Below are 4901 nucleotides of genomic sequence, written 5' to 3'. Positions count from 1 at the left end.
ACGAGGCGCGAAGCGCCGATATCGGGGGTCCGGGGGCGGAGCCCCCGCCCGGCCACGCCGTCCCCCAGGCCGGGACCCCCGGCCTGATCCTGCTGCGCCGCACAGGCATCGTGGACCCCAGCTCGCTGGACGACTACCGCGCGCACGGCGGCTACACAGCCCTGCGCCGGGCGTTCACCCTCGGCCCCGCCGACGTCATCCGGGAGGTCACCGACGCGGGACTGGTCGGGCGGGGCGGCGCCGCGTTCCCGACGGGACGCAAGTGGCAGGCGACGGCGTCCCAGCCGGACCACCCGCACTACCTGGTGTGCAACGCGGACGAGTCGGAGCCGGGCACGTTCAAGGACCGCGTGCTGATGGAGGGCGACCCGTACGCGCTCGTAGAGGCGATGACCATCGCGGCGTACGCGGTGGGCGCCCACCACGGCTACCTCTACCTGCGCGGCGAGTACCCACGCGCCCTCCGCACCCTGGAGCACGCGATCGCACAGGCCCGCGCCCGCGGCCTGCTGGGCGAGAACATCCTCGGCCACGGGTTCGCCTTCGACATCGAGATCCGCCGCGGCGCGGGCGCCTACATCTGCGGCGAGGAGACCGCGCTGTTCAACTCCATCGAGGGGTACCGTGGCGAGCCGCGCTCCAAGCCGCCGTTCCCCGTGGAGAAGGGCCTCTTCGGCAAGCCCACGGCCGCGAACAACGTCGAGACGCTCGTGAACGTGCTGCCCGTCCTCACCATGGGCGCGGCGGCGTACGCGGCGATCGGCACGCCCAAGTCCACCGGCCCCAAGCTGTTCTGCGTCTCGGGAGCGGTGGCCCGCCCGGGCCTGTACGAGCTGCCGTTCGGCGCGACACTGGGCGAGCTGCTCGACCTCGCGGGCCTGCCGGACAACCTGCGCGCGATCCTGCTCGGCGGCGCCGCGGGCGGCTTCGTACGGCCCGACGAGCTGGACATCCCGCTCACCTTCGAGGGCACGCGCGAGGCGGGCACGACGCTCGGCTCCGGGGTGGTGCTCGCCGTCGACGACTCCGTGCCGCTCCCCCGACTCCTGCTGCGCGTCGCCGAGTTCTTCCGCGACGAGTCGTGCGGCCAGTGCGTGCCCTGCCGGGTCGGCACCGTACGGCAGGAGGAGGCGCTGCACCGCATCGCCGACCGCACGGGCGCGGCCGCCGCCGACGACATCGCACTCCTGCGCGACATCGGGCAGGCCATGCGGGACGCCTCCATCTGCGGTCTGGGCCAGACCGCGTGGAACGCCGTGGAATCCGCCATCGACCGCCTGGGGGCGTACGAATGACCGCCATCCCGCTCCAACCGCCGCGCCGCCTCGTCGAGTTCACGCTCGACGGCGACCCGGTGCGGGTCCCCGAGGGCGGCACCGTCCTCGACGCCTGCCGGGCCGCGGGCAAGGACGTGCCGACGCTGTGCGAGGGCGACACGCTGCGGCCGAAGAACGCCTGCCGGGTGTGCGTCGTCGAGGTCGAGGGCGCCCGGACCCTCGCCCCGGCCTGCGCGCGGCGCGCCGAGCCCGGCATGGCGGTCCGCACGGACACCGAACGCACCCGGCACAGCCGTCGGCTCGTCCTCGAACTCCTGGCGTCCTCCGTCGACTTGTCGACCACGCCGCGCGCGGCCGAGTGGCTGAAGGAGTACGAGGCGAAGCCGGACCGTTTCGGCCCGGACGCGGCCCGCCTCAACGAGGAGCCCAAGGTCGACAACGACCTGTATGTGCGCGACTACGACAAGTGCATCCTCTGCTACAAGTGCGTGGACGCGTGTGGTGAGCAGTGGCAGAACAGCTTCGCGATCTCCGTCGTCGGCCGCGGCTTCGACGCCCGGATCGCCGTCGAGCACGACGCGCCGCTGACCGACTCGGCCTGCGTGTACTGCGGCAACTGCGTGGAGGTGTGCCCGACGGGCGCCCTCAGCTTCAAGAGCGAGTTCGACATGCGGGCCGCCGGGACCTGGGACGAGGCGGCCCAGACGCGGACGACCACCGTGTGCGCGTACTGCGGAGTCGGCTGCAACCTCACCCTGCACGTGCAGGACAATGAAATCGTGAAGGTCACCTCGCCGCACGACAGCCCGGTGACCCACGGCAACCTCTGCATCAAGGGCCGCTTCGGCTACCAGCACGTACAGAACCGGGACTGATCGACATGGGACGAGTCACGGAGCGCCGCCGCGTCATCCGCATCCGCGACGGCGTGGTCAGCGAGCGGCCGGACACGCTCGTCGCCGAGGAGCCGCTCGAGATACGTCTCAACGGCAAGCCGCTCGCGATCACCATGCGCACGCCCGGCGACGACTTCGCGCTCGCGGCCGGTTTCCTCGTCAGCGAGGGCGTGCTGGGTGCGGCGGACGAGCTGCGGTCCATCGTCTACTGCGCGGGGGCGACGGCGGACGGCGTCAATACGTACAACGTGGTGGACGTGTCGACCGCACCCGGCGTCGTGATCCCGGACATCACCCTGGAGCGCAACGTCTATACGACCTCCTCCTGCGGCCTGTGCGGCAAGGCGAGCCTGGACGCGGTCCGCACCACGGCCCGCTGGCCCATCGACGACCACGCCGACGGCGCTCCCCCGGTCCGGCTGACCCCCGAGCTGCTCGCCCGCCTCCCCGACCGGCTGCGCGCGGCCCAGCGGGTCTTCGACCGGACCGGGGGCCTGCACGCGGCCGCGCTGTTCACCGAGGACGGCGACCTGATCGACGTGCGCGAGGACGTGGGCCGCCACAACGCCGTCGACAAGCTCGTGGGGCGGGCGCTTCAGGACGGCGGGCTGCCGCTGGCCCGCACCGTCCTGATGGTGTCGGGCCGCGCCTCCTTCGAGCTGGCGCAGAAGGCCGTGATGGCGGGCGTCCCCGTGCTCGCGGCGGTCTCCGCGCCGTCGTCGCTGGCCGTCGACCTCGCCGCCGAGACCGGCCTGACGCTGATCGGCTTCCTGCGCGGCTCCTCCATGAACGTGTACGCGGGCGAGCACCGCGTGGCCCTGCGGACCGCGGCCGCCACGGGCTGACCGGCGCCCTCCCCGCGGCACGGCGACGGGGTCCCGGCCCGGCGGGGAGCGCCCCCTGCGCCGGCCGGGCCCTTACGCCGCCCCTTCCGGCCACGTGACCCGCGCCAGCATGTCCAGGAACGCCTCCCGCTCGGCCGCCGAAAGCGGTGCGAGCAGTTCCGCGTTGGCGGCGCGGGCAGCCGTGGCGCAGCGGCGCAGCAGCTTCCTCCCCTCACTGGTGAGGGTGACGGCGTTCTTGCGCCGGTCCTTGGGGTCGGGCGTGCGTTCCACGAGCCCTGCCCCTTGCAGGTCGTTCAGGACACCGACCAGGTCCTTGGGGTCGAGCTGGATGCCCCGCCCCAGGTCGGCCTGGGCGACCGGGGCGAGATCGGCCACGGCGGCCAGGACCACGTGGTGCCACATCTTCATGCCCTCGGCGGCGAGGGCCTCGGCGACCAGACCGCGGCCGCGGGCGGCGGCCCGGCCGAGCAGCCAGCTCGGCAGCGTACGGATGGCGGACGGGGCGGAGGGCACAGAGGGCGCAGGCGGGGTCTCGGGCATGCGGTGAGCCTATCCAAGAACCGTTGGACTTCCCAATGAAGTTGTGATTATCGTTGGTGCTCCCAACGATTCCCAGCGGCTGCACCGCCGCAGTCACGAGGAGGTACGGATGCGTCGCGTCCGGTACGAGCGCCAAGGCGGCCCCGAGGTCCTGTTCGTCGAGGAGGCCCCGGTCCCCGAGCCGGGCCCGGGCGAGCTCCTCGTCCGGGTCGCCGCCGTCGGCGTGACGCTGCCCGTGGTCCGCAAGGTGCGCGAGTCGGCCGAGCCCATCGCGCTCGGCGGCGAGGTCGCCGGGGAAGTGGTCCGGCCGGGTGACGGCGTGACCGGCTTCGCACCCGGCGACCGGGTGACGGGCCTGGTCTTCGGCCACGGGTACGCCGACTACGCACTGCTGCACTCCGCGATGGCCTCGCCCGTGCCCGACGGCGCGAGCGCGGTCGACGCCGTGGCGCTGGTGCGCAGCGGGCTCGTCGCGTACGGGGCGCTGGAGGCCGCACGCCCGGCGCCGGGCGAGGCCGCGCTCATCACGGCCGCGGCGAGCGGCGTCGGCCATCTCGCCGTGCAGCTCGCCGGGCTGCGGGGCGCGTCGCGGGTGGTGGGCGCCGTGTCGGACGCGGCCAAGGCGGACTTCGTGCGCGGGCTCGGCGCCACCGACGTCGTCACCTACTACACGCCGGACTGGAGCGAGCGCGTCGACCCATGCGACTACTGCCTGGACGCGGTGGGCGGCGAGCTGCTCGCCCCGGCCCTGGCCGCGCTCGCGCCGCACGGCCGGATGGTGGCGTACAGCTCGGGCGGCGGGACGCTGTCGGCCTACGATCTCCTGGTCGGCGCCAAGACGGTGACGGGCTTTCAGATCGGGCTGATCGCCCGGGGCAGGCCGGAGCTGTACGAGGCGTGGCGCCGCGACCTGTGGCGGCTGTTCGCGGCGGGCGAGGTGCGGCCCGCCGTGCACGCCGAGTTCGGCCTGGAGGACGCGGCCGCGGCACACGGCGCAATCGAGTCGCGCGTCAACACGGGCAAGATCGTACTTATCGCTTAATCTGACCACGTCCGCGCCCGGCAACCCTGCCGGTATTCCGTTACGCGCACGCTTCTTGTGTTGCTCCAAGGCCCCCAAGTAGCTTCAGTGACGCGCACGTTGGACGTGGGATGTCCGAATGTCCGGTCGACATGAAGGGCCCGCACCATGCCGTCGAGACTCCGTGTACGCCTCAGACAAGACCGTTCCTCCCGGCTCCGGCCGGGCCTCGCCCCCCGGCGGCGCACCGTCGCCGCCCTGACCGCCGGCGCGCTCGCCGCCCTGGCCCTGCCGCCCGCGCTGAGCGGCGGCGCGGCCGAGG

At 73.4% G+C, this 4901-nt stretch carries 5 protein-coding genes; 4 read left to right on the top strand and 1 reads right to left on the bottom strand.

The window, feature by feature from the left end:
* From STRAU_RS16910 to fdhD, 3 genes are all read left to right on the top strand, one after another.
* The coding region (locus STRAU_RS16910) for a complex I 51 kDa subunit family protein (protein WP_052029124.1) at positions 1 to 1295 on the top strand (1295 nt) is incomplete at its 5' end.
* On the top strand, positions 1292 to 2152 hold the full coding sequence (locus STRAU_RS16905; RefSeq protein WP_016641560.1) for a 2Fe-2S iron-sulfur cluster-binding protein: 861 nt from the start codon (positions 1292 to 1294) through the stop codon (positions 2150 to 2152). The genes STRAU_RS16910 and STRAU_RS16905, both read left to right, overlap by 4 nt.
* Before the next feature lie 5 nt (positions 2153 to 2157).
* Positions 2158 to 3018, top strand: coding sequence for a formate dehydrogenase accessory sulfurtransferase FdhD (gene fdhD, locus STRAU_RS16900; RefSeq protein WP_016641559.1), 861 nt, complete (start codon positions 2158 to 2160; stop codon positions 3016 to 3018).
* Between the two features lie 72 nt (positions 3019 to 3090).
* Here the strand turns inward: fdhD and STRAU_RS16895 are convergent, their stop codons facing one another.
* Positions 3091 to 3558, bottom strand: a complete 468-nt coding sequence (locus STRAU_RS16895) for a MarR family winged helix-turn-helix transcriptional regulator (protein ID WP_052029123.1) — start codon at positions 3556 to 3558, stop codon at positions 3091 to 3093.
* 109 nt (positions 3559 to 3667) lie between these two features.
* On the opposite strand from STRAU_RS16895, the gene STRAU_RS16890 reads away from it, so the two are divergent.
* Positions 3668 to 4600: a quinone oxidoreductase family protein gene (locus STRAU_RS16890; protein ID WP_016641557.1), complete on the top strand. Its 933-nt coding sequence runs from the start codon at positions 3668 to 3670 to the stop codon at positions 4598 to 4600.
* Positions 4601 to 4901 lie beyond the last annotated feature (301 nt).

Origin of the sequence: Streptomyces aurantiacus JA 4570 (genome assembly GCF_000414115.1) — a bacterium.
Classification (GTDB): domain Bacteria; phylum Actinomycetota; class Actinomycetes; order Streptomycetales; family Streptomycetaceae; genus Streptomyces; species Streptomyces aurantiacus_A.
This window is presented reverse-complemented; position numbering and strand designations above follow the sequence as displayed.